The organism is Clostridium sp. C8 (assembly GCF_001010885.1).
GTDB lineage: Bacteria > Bacillota > Clostridia > Clostridiales > Clostridiaceae > Clostridium > Clostridium sartagoforme.
In genome coordinates this window covers 71,725-86,987 of sequence record NZ_LBMX01000040.1, presented here as the reverse complement: position 1 = coordinate 86,987, position 15,263 = coordinate 71,725, and the positions used below count along the sequence as shown (strand labels likewise).

At 27.0% G+C, this 15,263-nt stretch carries 15 protein-coding genes, 1 other RNA gene and 1 riboswitch; of the genes, 5 read left to right on the top strand and 11 right to left on the bottom strand.

Annotated features, from left to right (window positions below; genetic code table 11):
* Nucleotides 1-149: 149 nt before the first annotated feature.
* The 5 genes from AAT22_RS05645 to AAT22_RS05625 all read right to left on the bottom strand — a co-directional run bounded on the left by AAT22_RS05645 (nucleotide 150) and on the right by AAT22_RS05625 (nucleotide 6,649).
* Entirely contained in the window at nucleotides 150-434 is a 285-nt protein-coding gene (locus tag AAT22_RS05645; RefSeq protein WP_047000536.1) for a hypothetical protein, read from the bottom strand.
* Between the two features lie 165 nt (nucleotides 435-599).
* Nucleotides 600-1,949, bottom strand: coding sequence for a nucleobase:cation symporter-2 family protein (locus tag AAT22_RS05640; protein WP_047000535.1), 1,350 nt, complete (start codon nucleotides 1,947-1,949; stop codon nucleotides 600-602).
* Nucleotides 1,950-2,059: 110 nt separating this feature from the next.
* A riboswitch (purine riboswitch) is annotated at nucleotides 2,060-2,161 on the bottom strand.
* Between the two features lie 34 nt (nucleotides 2,162-2,195).
* Nucleotides 2,196-2,960, bottom strand: a complete 765-nt coding sequence (locus AAT22_RS05635; protein ID WP_052953914.1) for a YoaK family protein — start codon at nucleotides 2,958-2,960, stop codon at nucleotides 2,196-2,198.
* Nucleotides 2,961-3,022: 62 nt separating this feature from the next.
* Nucleotides 3,023-4,393: an MATE family efflux transporter gene (locus tag AAT22_RS05630; RefSeq protein WP_047000534.1), complete on the bottom strand. Its 1,371-nt coding sequence runs from the start codon at nucleotides 4,391-4,393 to the stop codon at nucleotides 3,023-3,025.
* Nucleotides 4,394-4,633: 240 nt separating this feature from the next.
* Complete coding sequence (locus AAT22_RS05625; protein ID WP_047000533.1) at nucleotides 4,634-6,649, bottom strand: molybdopterin-dependent oxidoreductase; 2,016 nt, start codon at nucleotides 6,647-6,649, stop codon at nucleotides 4,634-4,636.
* A 345-nt stretch (nucleotides 6,650-6,994) separates the two neighbouring features.
* Here AAT22_RS05625 and ssrS point away from each other — a divergent pair.
* Nucleotides 6,995-7,187, top strand: a non-coding RNA gene (ssrS, locus tag AAT22_RS18750) — 6S RNA.
* A gap of 97 nt (nucleotides 7,188-7,284) precedes the next feature.
* Here ssrS and AAT22_RS05620 read toward each other — a convergent pair.
* Nucleotides 7,285-8,982 (bottom strand): methyl-accepting chemotaxis protein, encoded by a 1,698-nt coding sequence (locus AAT22_RS05620; RefSeq protein ID WP_047000532.1) that lies wholly within the window; start codon nucleotides 8,980-8,982, stop codon nucleotides 7,285-7,287.
* A 269-nt stretch (nucleotides 8,983-9,251) separates the two neighbouring features.
* On the opposite strand from AAT22_RS05620, the gene AAT22_RS05615 reads away from it, so the two are divergent.
* From AAT22_RS05615 to AAT22_RS05600, 4 genes are all read left to right on the top strand, one after another.
* Entirely contained in the window at nucleotides 9,252-10,109 is an 858-nt protein-coding gene (locus AAT22_RS05615) for a GNAT family N-acetyltransferase (protein WP_047000531.1), read from the top strand.
* A 64-nt stretch (nucleotides 10,110-10,173) separates the two neighbouring features.
* Nucleotides 10,174-10,461: a hypothetical protein gene (locus AAT22_RS05610; protein WP_047000530.1), complete on the top strand. Its 288-nt coding sequence runs from the start codon at nucleotides 10,174-10,176 to the stop codon at nucleotides 10,459-10,461.
* Nucleotides 10,458-11,507 carry a tRNA dihydrouridine(20/20a) synthase DusA gene (dusA, locus tag AAT22_RS05605; protein WP_047000529.1) on the top strand — a complete coding sequence of 350 codons (1,050 nt, stop codon included), beginning with the start codon at nucleotides 10,458-10,460 and terminating at the stop codon, nucleotides 11,505-11,507. Before AAT22_RS05610 ends, dusA begins: the two co-directional genes overlap by 4 nt.
* A 131-nt stretch (nucleotides 11,508-11,638) precedes the next feature.
* Nucleotides 11,639-12,148: a flavin reductase gene (locus AAT22_RS05600; protein WP_016208587.1), complete on the top strand. Its 510-nt coding sequence runs from the start codon at nucleotides 11,639-11,641 to the stop codon at nucleotides 12,146-12,148.
* Between the two features lie 142 nt (nucleotides 12,149-12,290).
* Here AAT22_RS05600 and AAT22_RS05595 read toward each other — a convergent pair whose 3' ends face one another.
* From AAT22_RS05595 to AAT22_RS05575, 5 genes are all read right to left on the bottom strand, one after another.
* On the bottom strand, nucleotides 12,291-12,716 hold the full coding sequence (locus AAT22_RS05595) for a flavodoxin (RefSeq protein ID WP_016208588.1): 426 nt from the start codon (nucleotides 12,714-12,716) through the stop codon (nucleotides 12,291-12,293).
* A gap of 235 nt (nucleotides 12,717-12,951) precedes the next feature.
* The gene (locus AAT22_RS05590; protein ID WP_016208589.1) at nucleotides 12,952-13,371 is read right to left on the bottom strand and encodes a PPC domain-containing DNA-binding protein; all 420 of its coding nucleotides are present in this window, start codon (nucleotides 13,369-13,371) and stop codon (nucleotides 12,952-12,954) included.
* Between the two features lie 240 nt (nucleotides 13,372-13,611).
* Nucleotides 13,612-14,028 carry a GNAT family N-acetyltransferase gene (locus AAT22_RS05585; RefSeq protein WP_347456890.1) on the bottom strand — a complete coding sequence of 139 codons (417 nt, stop codon included), beginning with the start codon at nucleotides 14,026-14,028 and terminating at the stop codon, nucleotides 13,612-13,614.
* Between the two features lie 413 nt (nucleotides 14,029-14,441).
* Nucleotides 14,442-14,696 carry a small acid-soluble spore protein Tlp gene (tlp, locus tag AAT22_RS05580; protein ID WP_047000528.1) on the bottom strand — a complete coding sequence of 85 codons (255 nt, stop codon included), beginning with the start codon at nucleotides 14,694-14,696 and terminating at the stop codon, nucleotides 14,442-14,444.
* A gap of 77 nt (nucleotides 14,697-14,773) precedes the next feature.
* The gene (locus tag AAT22_RS05575) at nucleotides 14,774-15,121 is read right to left on the bottom strand and encodes a DUF4064 domain-containing protein (protein WP_047000527.1); all 348 of its coding nucleotides are present in this window, start codon (nucleotides 15,119-15,121) and stop codon (nucleotides 14,774-14,776) included.
* Nucleotides 15,122-15,263 lie beyond the last annotated feature (142 nt).

Sequence of the window (15,263 nt, the reverse complement as noted above, 5' to 3'; positions counted from 1 at the left end):
TTATTATTTTAATTGCACCTTTTTGATGAAATCTGAATTATATAAGATTTATAATTATCAACTTTCAACTACAAATATACGCTCTTCCATAATTAAAAGCTGAAAGTTAATTCTCTTTTAACTTTCAGCTTTTAAAAATTTCTTTATCATTATTCCTTATTCAAAATTAACGAATTTAAATCAACTTTATCTTCATCATTTTTTGAAATTTCATATTTGTCTTTATTACTCATAACATCCTGAAGTTCTACATAAGAATTTGTAATTTTTGATGAGTATTCATCAAAAATTATATCTTCATTCGAAGTATCATCATTTATTTTTAATTTATCAACATCTTTGTTTATTCTCAAAGATGAATTTGTTTGAAAATTATGTTGTGATAAATTTTCTGAGTTTTTAAGCATCAATTCATCTAATATTCCTTTAATCATCAATAACACCTCCATATTTCTATAAAAGTATTATTAGTAACTTCTCATTAATTTATTAAACTATTTGTAAATCATCCTTGTATAGTTTTTTTAATAAACAGTAGTTATAAATTAAAACCCTCAACACTTTTATTTTTTGAGGGTTTTATTATTTCATTTATATAATTATGCTGCTTCTACATCACTTTCATCTATAACTTCTATTTCTGGCTTGTCCTCTTTTAAAACTACATTTAGTATTAATGCTACTATAGTTCCAGTTGATATTCCTGATGAAAAAATCATTTTTAATCCTTCTGGTAATTGTGAAATAAATTCTGGTCTAAAAGTTACACCAAGTCCTAACCCAATAGATGTAGCTATTATTAATAAATTACGTTCATTTATTTTTACTTTACTTAATGTTTTTATTCCTGCTGCTGCAACTGTTCCAAACATTACTATGCCAACACCACCTAAAACAGGTTGTGGAATACTATTAACTATTGCTGCAAGTTTAGGTAAAAACCCTAAAATAACTAATATAATTCCTGCCATAACTGCTACGTATCTACTAGCAACTTTAGTTAACGGTATTAAACCAACATTTTGACTAAAGGTTGTATTTGGAAATGCACCTACAAATCCAGCTATCATGCTTCCAATTCCATCTGCTAAAACTCCTGCTCCAACTCTTTTTTCCTTAAGATCTACTTGTGAAACTTCTCCAATGGCTTTTAAGCATCCTACAGTTCCAATTGATGCTACAAAATATGCTGGAACAAATGCAATGACTGCTTTTAAATCAAAAGCAACTCCATATTCCAGTATTTTAGGAAGTGAAATCCAGCTTGCTTCCTTAACTGCAGTAAAATCTACTAATCCAAGTGGAATACACGCAATATATCCAATTAACATTCCTATAAGTATTGATGCACCACTAAGCATCCCTTTTCCATAATGATTTAATAATAATGTACCAGTAAGTACAAGCATTGAAATAACTATATTTTTTATACTTCCATAATCTATTGCACCACTTCCACCTGCGGCCCAATCTATTGATACTGGTAATAATGTTAGTCCAATTAAACATACAACCGTTCCAGTAACCAAAGGTGGAAATAACTTCATTAGGGGTTTTATAAAATAGCTAAGAATCACTTCGAAAAAAGATCCCAAAATTGTTGCTCCTATTATTCCAGGAAGTCCTAAAACAGATCCAACTGTAATAGATGGAGATACAAATGTAAAGTCAGTACCCATTATGCAAGCTACCTTAGAACCTACTGGTCCCACTCCCCTAGCTTGTATTATAGTTGCAATTCCTGCTGAAAGTATTGATGCACTTATTAATGCTGTTGATGTTTTAGAATCAAACCCTAAGGCACTAGATATAACTAGTGGAACAACTATTATGCCACCAAATGCAGCAAATATATGCTGAATTCCAAATAATATTTTTTCTAGTATTGTTGGATTATCATCAACCCCATACAATAAGTTAATTTTATCTGTTGTTTTTGAATTATTCATTCCTTCATCTCCTATCGTTTTAAATAAAAAAACACCTCGTAATCGAGGTGCTGTATTTAAAATTAAAAAGGTATCTATAAATTCATTCAAAATCTACGATAATTTTATCTATTTCAAATCCAATACCTCGTAGTCTGCAAATTTACGGTTAGCAGGTAGAAACTTTCGATCCATATTATCGATGATATACGAGTTTTTTTCTAATTTATATTGTATTATACACAAGCATTAAAATTATTTCAACATTTAATTGTTTATTAAATCAACAGTACTACTCTTTTCTTTAACTTGATTCTCTCTTATATTAAATAAAATTTTTGCAATTATTAATATTAAAGAGCAAGCCCATATTGATTTAACACCTATTACTACAGTTAAGATTCCTCCTAATGATGCTCCAATTAAAAATGAAAATATTATTATTGAATATCTAATTGATTTTATATAAGCATCTTTATTTTTTTCTACTATTGCCAAATAAGCTGACTGACAGGCTATTCTTAAATTACCTGTACACATTGTTGTGCTATATGGAGAATCTACCAATTTTCTAAAGGATGATATTTGTACTGATGAAACAAAAGATATAGTAACCGTTACAAATATATGTGGAACATCCTTTGGTACAAATCCAACTATGAATAATACCATTGCTTCAACAATTAAAATAACTTTTTCGCCCTTAGATGATTCTAAATAATTTTCTGTAGCCTTCTTCTTTATTGCTTCTGCAACAAAAACACCTATTATAAATGATAAAATAGGAAGTGCTGCCATAAATACATCGTTATAATTTCTATTAGTAATACCTAAAGCTACTAATACCATATTGCCAGTTTCAGCATTAGCAAATACGCCTCCCCTACATATAAATGTATAGGCATCTAAAAACCCTCCTACTATTGCAAGAAATATTCCTAAGGTCACTGATTCAACTGTATTTTTATTACTTGGTAAATTTTTTCTTATGTCTATAATTATTTCTTTTGCTCTAAGTTCTTTTATGTCCACCTAATGCCCCCTTAACTCCTATAATAATTATTGTAATTAAGTTACATTTAATTTTATCTTTATTATACTCCAACTATATTTTTAAGCCATTTCTTTTGTTTATATCTTCTAAATCCTAATATAAATTTATATACTTCTTCTAACGTTATCATTGCATAAACATAATAAATAGGTAGTCCTAGAACTATTCCTCCTAAGAAGGCAAATGGAATGCCAACACACCATACTCCAGTCATATCTAAAAGAAGAGATGCCTTTGTATCTCCTCCACTTCTAAGAACTCCTACAATATTAACTAAATTAAAAGTTCTAAATGGTAGATAACATACGAATACAGTTAAACATTTAGTTATATCCCTTGCTACATTATTTGGAACAGAAAATAACCTAATTAATGGAGTTCTTATTAAAATACATATTATTCCCATTACTAAGGCTAACATTAATTGTAATGTAAAAAAACTCTTTGCATGCTTTTCTGCATTATTTAATTTACTTGCACCAAGCTCATTTCCTAATATAACTGCTGTAGCTGAACTTAGCCCTTGAAATAAAACCACACAAATTTGTTCAACATTTTGTGTTATTGTTATTGATGCAACTGCCTCATCACCCATTCTTCCATAAACTAATGAATACATAGTGACTCCAAGTCCCCATATAAATTCATTTGCTATAACAGGTGATACTGTAACAAAGTATCTTTTTATAAATTCTTTATCAAAATCTATAAGTTCTTTTATTTTAGCTGCTGCTGCACCTTTATCAATATAAACAACAGATAAAATAGAAATAGCTTCTACTAATCTTGCAATAACAGTTGCAATTGCAGCTCCTCTAACCCCTAGCTCTGGTGCACCAAAATTTCCAAATATAAATGTATAATTTAATATTACATTAACTCCAATAGATACTATACTTATGAAAACTGGAGCTTTAACTTTATTCGTTGCTCTTAAAAGTGCTATATAGCAGTTTGTAACCGCAGTAAGTGGATAACTTAAAGCTACTATAAATAAATAAGATGACCCAACTGCTATTGTGCTTTCACTTGGTGTAAAAATTCTCATAACTATATTTGGTATAAACAATCCTGCAGCCATAAAAATTACTGATGCAGTAACTCCAATTATAAGCGAGACTCCAAGAACTCTTCTTATATTTTTCACATCTCTTTTTCCCCAGTATTGAGCGGTTAATATGGACGATCCGCTAACAACTCCAAATAATAATAATGTAAAAACAAAAAATACTTTATTAGCAAGTCCAACAGCAGCTATAGCACTTTCTCCTAAACTGCCAATCATCATTGTATCTACAAGATTTAAGGTTGTGTTAAGAAGTGCTTGCATAGCTATTGGAATACCAATAGTTATAGTTTTTCTTAAAAATTTTTTATCCTCGAATAAGTCATTTAAATATGACAATATCATTTATCCTAATCCCCCTATCTCTATATTTTATATTATTTTCTTATTTCATTAATTTTTCAATTATAAAAAGCGTATCTTTCGATACACCTTCTATAAGAATTGCTAATATTTATATATAAAATATATTTAAATTCTAGTTTAAGTATTATCTTTATTTTTCTTAAAATGTTTTTCTTTTATTTCATGCAATTTTTCTCTTTTATTATACTAATTATATCATGATATATATGTTACTATCAGTTATGTTATTATTTCTACTACGGTTTCATTATAAGTAACCTGTCCACCTATATCTGATATTCCTGAATTAGTTAAATAATTTGGATTTCCATGTTTAGTCCACCATCCAGCATACATTAATACTACAAAATCAGCAACAGAATTGTCTATCTTTAGCTTTGCTTTTATTTCACCATTTTTATTTTTCAATGATATGATTTCATTTGCCTTTATAAATAATTCATTTGCCATTTTTTCATTCATATGTACAAACGAAATTTCATCATTATCCATTATATGTTGACTTGATAAAGTATCTCTACTATGGTTAGTTAACAACCTAAATTTTCTTATATCTTCATTTTCTTTTTTGTAATTTTTATATAATTTATTATTAAAAAAGATCTCAAATTTGCCTGATTTAGTATCAAATTTTTTATCTTCCCACGCTATAGGATTATGAATAGTAAAATGATTATCTTTTAAAAACTCTATATCAACTTCACTATTAAAAGCTTTTAATGGCTCTAAAACCTTGGATAAGTATTCCTTTTTACTTACATAAGGATAGTTTCTTAAGTTAATTCTTTTTGCAAGTTCTTTAAAGAATTCATATTCATCCATCAATAGTTCCTTTGGTTCAACAGCTTTCTCATTATAAACTATATATGGATTATTCATTGAACTATAAATTAAGTCTTCACTTTCTAAAGTACTAGTTGTTGGAATAAATAAATCACATTCCTTAGCTGTATCTGTCATAAACATATCAAAACAAACTTTAAATTCTATATTTGAAAAAGCTTCTTTCAAATTATTTAGATCCGCCAATTGGTTTATCATATTACTTTTTGTTATTACAGCCATTTTTATTGGTTCATTAAATATATTAGCATCTATTCTTAAGTTATCATCTTTTATGTATATTTTTTCTTCATCATAATAATCTTTTCCAACTAATGAGTCATTTATAAAATCTGCTATATGACTTACATAAAAAAATCTATTTTCACAATTTTCTTCACTGTTATATGGATCAGAGTTAATTACATTAGGATAAACCTTATTCGCATAGTTAATTCCTCCACCGCTAAAGCCAATTTGCCCTGTTATTGCTCCTAAAATATCTACTAAGCTTATAGTATTTCCTCCGTTCTTATATTTTTGCATACCATACCCAAGTAGTATAGTAGAATACTTCTTAGTATATAATGTAACTAACTCTTCTATATCTTCCTTACTTACACCACAAATTTCTATTAAAATTTCAAGACTTAAGCTTTCTAAATAATTTTTGTAGTCATTAAAATTATTTACATAAGCTTCTATATAATTTTCATCATGTAAATTCTTATCAAGTATTATTTTTCCCATTGCTAGAGCTAATGCTCCATCTCCACCAGGTTTAATTCTTACATACTTATCAGCCAGTTCAGCTGTCTTTGTATAAATTGGGTCAATAACTACTATTTTACTTCCATTATTCTTTGCCCTTTTTATACTTTGCATTGTATGTATACTAGTAAATGCCGGATTTTTTCCCCATACAAATATTGTTTTACTATTCAGCATATCATCTAATGAATGACTTTTCACATATCCAAAATTAATTGTTTGTGCTTTAATCCCTGCACTCCAACAAGGGCCTCCCTTGGATTTACTAACACCTCCATAAAAGTTAAAAAATAAATCTCCTACACTTTTAAGTAATGCACCATTTCCATATTGCTCATAATATAATATTGCCCTTGAAGAATAATTGTTTTTATAATATTCAAGTTTTTCAGTCATAATATTTAGAGCTTCATCAAAAGAAATACTCTGCCATTCATTATTAACTTTTATCATTGGAGAATATATTCTGTTTTTATGATTTAATCGATCTAAATGTGCCAACCCTTTTTTACATATAAAGCCTTTTGTATACGGGTGACTTTTATCACCCTCTATCTTCACAATTTTGTTTTCTTCAGTATATATATTGAATTTACAACAATCAAAGCAATCAAGTGTACATCCATGACTAAATTTCTTCATAAAGCACCTCTATCTAAATTTATATATTTTTATAATTTTATCATACTTTTGAATTTTTTTCTTAACTTTCTACTTTAGAATCATAACTTTTTTATTTCTTACTATAATAGTATTTTAATTTATAAAACAATAAAAATTGATTGACTTCACATATATTACTTTAATTCCATTATATTATTACCTTTTTTTGTAAATTATTACCTTTTGCTACTATAATTTACTATATTATTAAAACTTCTGGATTTTCAGGACCAAATTTCTGTATATAATTATCTTGAAAATTTAAATCTATAGTGTTATTATATATTCACACTATAGATTTTAAATCTTAAATAGTAAATTTAATAAATTCTGAAATATGCGTTAAGCTCCTATTTTGAACCTACATTTATTTTACGGGAGTTCAATATTTAGATATAGAAATGTACTTTCTTATGAGTCCCTTAGACGGCATTGAAGGCGATTGAAATATCTGTGCGGACACCCACCTATCTGAGGATAGGGATCAAAATTGGAGTACCGGTATTTTGGATTTTATATGTAATTTAAAAAGCCAATATTTTTCTATATGAAAACTATTGGCTTTTTTTATTGATTTTGATTTTAATAAATCTTTAAATTATATTAAGTATGTACTATACTTTAAATTTATTTATTCTACTCATTAAATGTTTTGTCATATTATTTATCCTTTGAGCTGTAGATGCAACTTCTTCAGTAGAAGCGTACATTTCTTCTGATGAAGCCATAATTTCCTCTGACAAAGCTGAAATTTCTTCTGCTGATGCAGATGTCTGTTCAATCTTCATTAATATAGAATTTTTATCAGAGTCAATACTGTTTACAGATTTATTTACCATTTTAATTTTAGGTACTATACTATTTATCCCATCAATAATTTTATCAAAAGAATTTATTGCATAATTAACTATATCTGTCTGATTATTTAACTCTTTGCTCATAATTTCAGTTGTTTTAAGCATAGAATCTTTATCTCTTTTTGTATCACTAACCAAATTATCTATGGTAATAGAGGATATTCTACATTGCTCTGCCAGATTTCTTATTTCTTCTGCAACTACGGCAAATCCACGCCCTTGCTCTCCTGCTCTTGCTGCTTCAATAGATGCGTTTAATGCTAATAGATTCGTTTGTTCTGCAATGTCATTTATTAAATTTGTCATATCACTTATTTTACTAATATTTTCACCTAAATTGCTGAATTTAATTAATACATTATTAAATGATTCTCTTATTTCATTTATTGATTTTACTAAGTTTTGCATACCACTATTACTATTAACAGCCATAGTGCCAATGCCTTCTGAGAATAACTTAACATCTTCTATTAGGTGTACAATACTATCAATTTGTTCTCCAAAGTTAGTTATTATAATATTCATATCTACTAAATCTTCACTTTGAGAAGTAGTTCCCTTAGTTACTTCTTCTATTGCAGCCGTAACATTTCCTGAAGCTACAGACATTTCACCTGCAGTACCAGATAATCCCCCTGCTTGTGTATCTAAAGCATCTGATGCCTTCTTAACAGCTTTGATGATCCCTGATATTTCACTTATCATTTTTGATAAAGTTCTTTTCATTGTACCAAACTCATTGTTTTTATTATCTTCTAAATTAATAGTGAAATCTCCCGTTGCTAAGATCTCTAATCTCTCATTCATATCTTTTGATTCAGTTTTTATCATTTTAACCAATTTATAAGAAAGAGTTGAAAGTATTATTATTGTCAATAATATAATAGCAATAAATACTCGTCTTGAATTAATATAAATGGTATTACCTTCGCTATTTAAATCATAAGCTTTTTCTATATTGTGAGTCTTTAAATCAAATAATGCTTCTTCCGCTTTTATTGCTACATCTGATAATTTATTATAATCATCATCTAATACCTTTTTTCCATTACTTAAATCTTCATTTATTTTCTTCCAGACCTCTAAATAAACTTCATAATTGGATTGAAATTCATCCAAGTCTTTTAAATCCTGGCCATCTTTATTCACATCGCTAATTTGTCTTAAATAACTTTGAATCTTTTCATTATGCTTATCTATGCTATCATTATATTCAAAGTTATATTTAAGCATTTCTTTATTAGCTTCTATTCTCATATTAGCAAATTCTCCTCTAATTCCAGCACCAATAGATAAAGGCTGTACACTATTATTATACATAATCCCTATATTTTCATTAATTTTACTGATACTAAAATATCCGACAATACCTATTATAATTGTAAATATGATTGCTAATAATGATGTTATAAAAACACCTTTTGATAATTTTAAATCTAATAGCTTCTTTATCAATTTTTCTTCCTCCTATTATTAATAAATAACTTATTTTAAATATATACACTAATATTATTTATTAATTAATAATAATTATTTTTTATTATGTACTATTGTACCATAAAATCTTAATATTTCTATATTTTTTTATTTCATAATTTATATAAATCTCCTTTAAATAGAAAAAGTACTAGTTGCATTATATTTTACATATCTATGATCTAACTTTTATGATAAACTCATATAAATAATAAAAGCGTTCGATAAAATCTATAAGAGGTGATTTAATGTACAATTATAATACTTTAGAAAATACATCTATTAATATCTTGTATCAAACATTTTTATCTTCATTTTCAGACTATCAAGTAAAATTTAATATTTCACTTTCTGATTTTGAAAGCATGTTAATTAAACGAGGATATACACCTAAATTCTCAATTGGGGCATTCAAAAACGATGAATTAGTTGGATTTATATATAATGGGCTAAGAATCTGGAAGGGCAAGAAAACTATTTATGACACAGGAACTGGAGTTATAAAAAACTATAGAAAACAAGGTATAACTACATTAATGTTTAATTACTTAATAAAAGATTTAGTAAAAACCGATGTGGAATGCTATTTACTTGAAGTGTTAAAGTCTAATATATCAGCTTTTAACTTGTATAAAAATCAAGGATTTGAAATTGTAAGAGAATTGGAATGTTTTAAAATGAAGAAATCTAAATATAAAATATCATCAAAGGTCAATACAGAAAGTAAATATGCTTTAACTGATGAAGAGTGGAGTCAAATAATTGAATTTTGGGATATAAAACCTTCTTGGCAAAATTCTATTGATTCTATAAAGTCAGCTATTAATAACTTTATATTTTTATTAGTGAAAGATAAATCCAATATTATTGGCTATGGAATTATCGATAAAAATACTGGTGATATTCCTCAATTTGCAGTTCATCACAAATATAGAAATAAAGGAATTGGAACAAGTATAGTAACTAATTTAATTAAAAATACACAATCAGATACAATATCTATTCTTAATATAGATAAAAGCTATACTCCTATAATAAAAATGTTATTATCTCTTGGATTCGAAAATTTTGTTGGCCAGTACGAAATGTTATTAAATTTGAAATAAAGATTTTCTTAGTTTATATAATGAATGTTATAATATTACTATAACGTTGAAAGGAGCTAAAATTTTGATTAATGTATTAACTCTTGTATTATCTTCTATTATAGCCACTATAATTTTCAATTACTTCTTTAAATATTTAATAGGAAGTGGAAAAATTCCATTTAAATCTGCAAAAACAACTAAGGGCAAAATAATTTGGCTAATCATTTGCTTTTCAATTTATATAGTTGGTTATGTCTTTTTAGATTTTTTAAATTTAAATGTGATAGGCTTTAACATAGGCAGAGGAATATTACTTGCTCTATTTGTGACAATGCTATTATTTGACTCTTATAAGAAAGGAAACAAATGATGGAAAAATATATTTCAAATATAAAATCACCTAAAATTAGTATTGCTCCAATGGTGGATAAATCTCATAGACATTTTAGATATTTTTCAAGACTTTTAACTAAAGATGCTCTACTTTATACAGAAATGGTAACTGCTCAATCTATTATTAATGGCGATAGAAATAAAATTCTTTATTTTAGGGAAGACGAAGGTGCTGTTGCTCTTCAAATAGCAGCCTCTAATGCAGAAGATGCTTATAAAGCTGTTAAATTAGCTAATGATTATAACTATACTGAAATTAATTTAAATTGTGGATGTCCTTCTGATAGGGTTTCAGGGAACTTAATGGGAGCTGCTTTAATGTCTTCTAAAGAATTAGTTTATGATATTTTATGTGCCATGAAAGAAGCAACAAATAAACCTGTAACTATAAAGCATAGAATAGGTATAGATGGTACAGGAGTTTTAGAAAGCGAAAAAACTAAAATTATAATGGATGGGTATGATGATTTACTAGATTTTTTAGATACTGTATCAAAAGCAAGACCGGATAGATACATTATTCATGCAAGAACTGCCATATTAAAAGGCCTAAGTCCAAAAGATAATAGAGAAATTCCTCCTCTTAATTATGATATGGTTTATAAGTTAAAAGAAGAATTTGACTACTTAAACATAGAGATTAATGGTGGTTTTAGAACATTAGATTCTATTAAAGAAGCTCTTAATAAGGTAGATGGAGTAATGATTGGAAGAGCCTCTTATGAGGATTGCTATCTTCTATCTCAACTATATAAACTTAATGAAAATAGCGAAGTTGTAGCTCCTACTTCAAGGGGCGAAGTAATAAAAGCTTATATTCCATATGTAATAGAGGAAATGAATAATGGAAGTAGTGTTCACTCGTTAATTGCACCTCTTCAAAGTTTATTTCAAGGACAAAAGGGAAGTAGAAAATATAAACAATTATTATCATCTTCTAATATAAAAAAAGAAAATCTATTAGAGATATTTGATAGCATTTTTGAATTAATGCCATCATCAATTTTATGGGAAAACAATTAATTTGTATTATTATCTAATAAAAATAACCATTACATCTTAATATCTTTTATATGAAAAGTATATTATTTATTTTATTATATCTATATAATAGTATATAAGTTCTAAAACAAATCACTAAGGGGGAGAATATTATGGTTAGTTTTAAAGAAATTGAACCTAAAGATTTAAATCAAAGTACATTTCAATTAATAGGTCATGACTGGATGCTTATTACTGCTGCTAAAGAGGATAAAATAAATACAATGACAGCTTCTTGGGGAAGCTTTGGTATTATGTGGGGAAAAAATGTGGTTTCTATAGTGGTAAGACCTCAAAGATTTACTAAGGAATTTATAGATTTTTCTTCAACTTTTTCACTTACATTTTTTGATAAGTCTTATAAAAAAGATTTAGGGTATTTAGGATCAGTATCTGGTAGAGACGAAGATAAACTTTCTAAAACTAATTTAACAGCTACTTATATTGATAATACTCCATCTTTTGAAGAAGCAAAGCTTACAATCATTTGTTCAAAATTATATTCTCAAGAGCTTAAACCTGAATGCTTTATCGATACCTCTTTAGATAAGCAATTTTATCCTGAAAAGGATTATCACACTTTATATATAGCGGAAGTAAAAAAAGTATTAATAAAAGAATAAAATAAAGAATCCTGATTTTCAGGATTCCTTATTTAGGGGTTATTAACAAATTAAATTGATTTATGAGAAAAATGTTATATATTAAATTAATATATACTAATTTATGTTGTATATGAAGTCATATAATAAACTATTATTGTGCCTAATTAATAAGCTTGGCTATTTGTTTTCCGTAATCTTTACATCTCTCTGCTTCTTCACCTTCTGGGGTATAATTAACTATTAATGAATCTAACGGTAAAGTTGCTCCTACTTCTCTAACTCTATCTTCAAACTTTTCCATCCATTCACCAGATCCCCATCCATATGAACCAAATAAAGCTACATTTTTGCCATTTAGATCACCTTCTATAGATTCTAGAAAAGGTAAAAATTCTCCTTCTTCTAACTCTTCATCTCCCATAGACGGACAACCTAATACAAGTAAATCCTCATTAGCAAATGACCTAACCTCTGTAGATGATATATTTACTAATTCTCCTTCTTTTCCTGAATCCTTAATACCTTCTAAAATTAAGTTTGCCATTGCTTCAGTATTTCCTGTACCACTCCAATAAATAATTTTCATATATCCTCCTTTTTCATTCTCTTTTCTTTGAGAATGATTATCAATGCTATTGTGATATAATAGTACATGTTTGTTAAAGTAAAGTCAATATATTTTTTCCAATAATTCATAAATTTATATAATTCATTATTTTATTAATGATATAATAATCCAAAAGTATATAAAAAAGGCATAGTAATTCATTGCTACCATGCCTTTATTGTTTATCTCTCCACCCTATACTTAAACATAAATATTAAAATTCAATAAGATTTAATCCTATATTTTCATTAAACTTTCTTCCCATAGATCCATTTATTTTTGTTATTATTATTTCTGCTGTAGCGCTTATAATTGCTTTATTTAAATGACCACCTATACATTTACCTTCGAAGTTTGCAAAAGTTCCATGTATATGTAAATATACTTCATTGTTCATTCTTGATATATTTCCAGTTAAATTCGTAATTTCAAAATCTTCCTCATATGTATTTGAATAATATTTCTTTTCATCAATTTTGAATAATCCTACAACCACATGATTTGAAGCTCCTAAACCTGATATAGATCCCAATTCTATATTTTCTTTTTCACACAAACTTTTAATAGACTCTATAACTTCTTCTCCTTTTTCTAATCTTAATACTATTGAATCATCGAACACTCTATAATCCATATCTACCACTCCATCTCTAATAAAAATTTATTATCTTTATATTTTGATTTTATCATAAAAGTAAATATAATATTAGCTATAATCCTAACTTTTAGATATTACTTGTATTTCTCTTTTAGATAATAGTAGCTTTCTACTAAAATATTAAAGAAGCATACTACTTTTCATAATTTATAACATTTATATAAAATCTTTATAACATAAAAAATCCCTTAGAAAAATTCTAAGGGATTTATATAATTAAAAGCATTTAGCCATTTTTATTATTCTTTCACCTAATAGTACTTTATCAAATACTTTATCGTAATCTAATTTTTCATAAAACTTACTTACTTTTTCATCTTTTGCTAGTAATGATATACCATCATACTCTTCTTTTTTAGCAACTTGCTCTGCATACTTCATTAATTTTTTGCCTATTCCCATACCTCTTGCTTTTTCATTAGTCGCAATATTAGATATATACAAGTTACCCTTCCTACACTCTCTGAATATCATATATTTTATTCTTGTGATTAAGTAATAAAATTTTTCACTTAAACCTTCCATCTTAGGAATTTGCTTAAAATCAGTCTTCATACTTAACCTATCTAATTCATCATAAGGTATTAATATTACTGCACCTAATATCTTATCATTCAATTCTGCTACTGTTATATATTCAGTGCTATACCTTGAACCTTTTGTTTTTATTAGTGATTTTAGGTTATCTAAACTTTCTTGTTTAGATTCTCCCCCTCAAACGTAATCAGGATGAACTTCTGTGCAATAGATTAAATCAGCTATTACATCAATATCTGGATTTGTTGCTTTTCTAATTTTAATATCATTTTTTCCCATTTTTATTACCTCCTATACAGAAAGTTAATTTACTGTATAGTTCTATTATATATACTAACTACTAAATTATCATTGCTATATGTGCTGCAATAATGATACTAATATGCTTAACTAACATTTATGTTAAAATGATTAATCATATAAAAATATCAAAAAAAGCCATATATAAAGATAAGATATAAATTTCTTCTCTTTATAATGACTTTTTTACTTGTTTTATAATTTTCATTTTACTTAATAGAAATTTCTTTTGATAATACTTCTTCTTTTATTTCATTTGCTATTGCTTCATCTTTTATTTCTTTCCTAAGACCTTTAAGAGACTTTTCTCTTCTTTGATTTCTTTCTTCTAAATCTTTAATTGTCTTTTGATCATCTGTTTTAGACATCATTTCATTTGCCAAATTAATATTTTCTAAAGTACTATTAATATTCCTTTGAATTCTTTCTACATTATCACTTCTATCATCAGGATTATTTTTCATATTACTTCCTCCTTATATTGAACTACATTTATATGATGTTCAATATATAAGTTTATACGCAAGTAATTTCTACCAACCTATCCTTCTTTATTTTCCTTTTTTATCAAAGTCATAATTCCTGCAATTAAAAATAATATAGCCGGTATTATTCCAAATAGTGAAATAGATATAAAAATTCCAACTGCCGAAACAATTAATCCCCATCCAGCTAGTTTAGGCTTTGAAGATACTAAAATTGCAGTTACAATTCCTAAAATCGAAAACACAAAAGCTAGTATCCCCAATCCCCCTAGTCCACCTGAATCTCCATTAATAGCTGTACCTACACCTCCTAAGAACAAAGCAAATATTCCACCGAACATTCCTAAAATACCACCAATAATCCCCAACACTTTTTCGGTTGTTCTTGATATATTTTGGCTCATAAAAAAATTCCCCTTTCTTCTTTTATTCATAAAAGTAATTTATACTTTACTATATGAGTACAAATATATATTATAGAACTTATAATAATTCTTTGTATTTGTATTTTTATTTCATCTATATTCATTTATATACATTAAATTT

Bases quoted from the DNA above. Each gene is read 5' to 3' on its own strand.
- AAT22_RS05630 (WP_047000534.1), bottom strand. From the start codon at position 4,393: ATGATATTGTCATATTTAAATGACTTATTCGAGGATAAAAAATTTTTA.
- AAT22_RS05615 (WP_047000531.1), top strand. From the start codon at position 9,252: ATGTACAATTATAATACTTTAGAAAATACATCTATTAATATCTTGTAT.
- tlp (WP_047000528.1), bottom strand. From the start codon at position 14,696: ATGAAAAATAATCCTGATGATAGAAGTGATAATGTAGAAAGAATTCAA.
- AAT22_RS05625 (WP_047000533.1), bottom strand. From the start codon at position 6,649: ATGAAGAAATTTAGTCATGGATGTACACTTGATTGCTTTGATTGTTGT.
- dusA (WP_047000529.1), top strand. From the start codon at position 10,458: ATGATGGAAAAATATATTTCAAATATAAAATCACCTAAAATTAGTATT.
- AAT22_RS05575 (WP_047000527.1), bottom strand. From the start codon at position 15,121: ATGAGCCAAAATATATCAAGAACAACCGAAAAAGTGTTGGGGATTATT.
- AAT22_RS05645 (WP_047000536.1), bottom strand. From the start codon at position 434: ATGATTAAAGGAATATTAGATGAATTGATGCTTAAAAACTCAGAAAAT.
- AAT22_RS05590 (WP_016208589.1), bottom strand. From the start codon at position 13,371: ATGGATTATAGAGTGTTCGATGATTCAATAGTATTAAGATTAGAAAAA.
- AAT22_RS05600 (WP_016208587.1), top strand. From the start codon at position 11,639: ATGGTTAGTTTTAAAGAAATTGAACCTAAAGATTTAAATCAAAGTACA.
- AAT22_RS05595 (WP_016208588.1), bottom strand. From the start codon at position 12,716: ATGAAAATTATTTATTGGAGTGGTACAGGAAATACTGAAGCAATGGCA.
- AAT22_RS05640 (WP_047000535.1), bottom strand. From the start codon at position 1,949: ATGAATAATTCAAAAACAACAGATAAAATTAACTTATTGTATGGGGTT.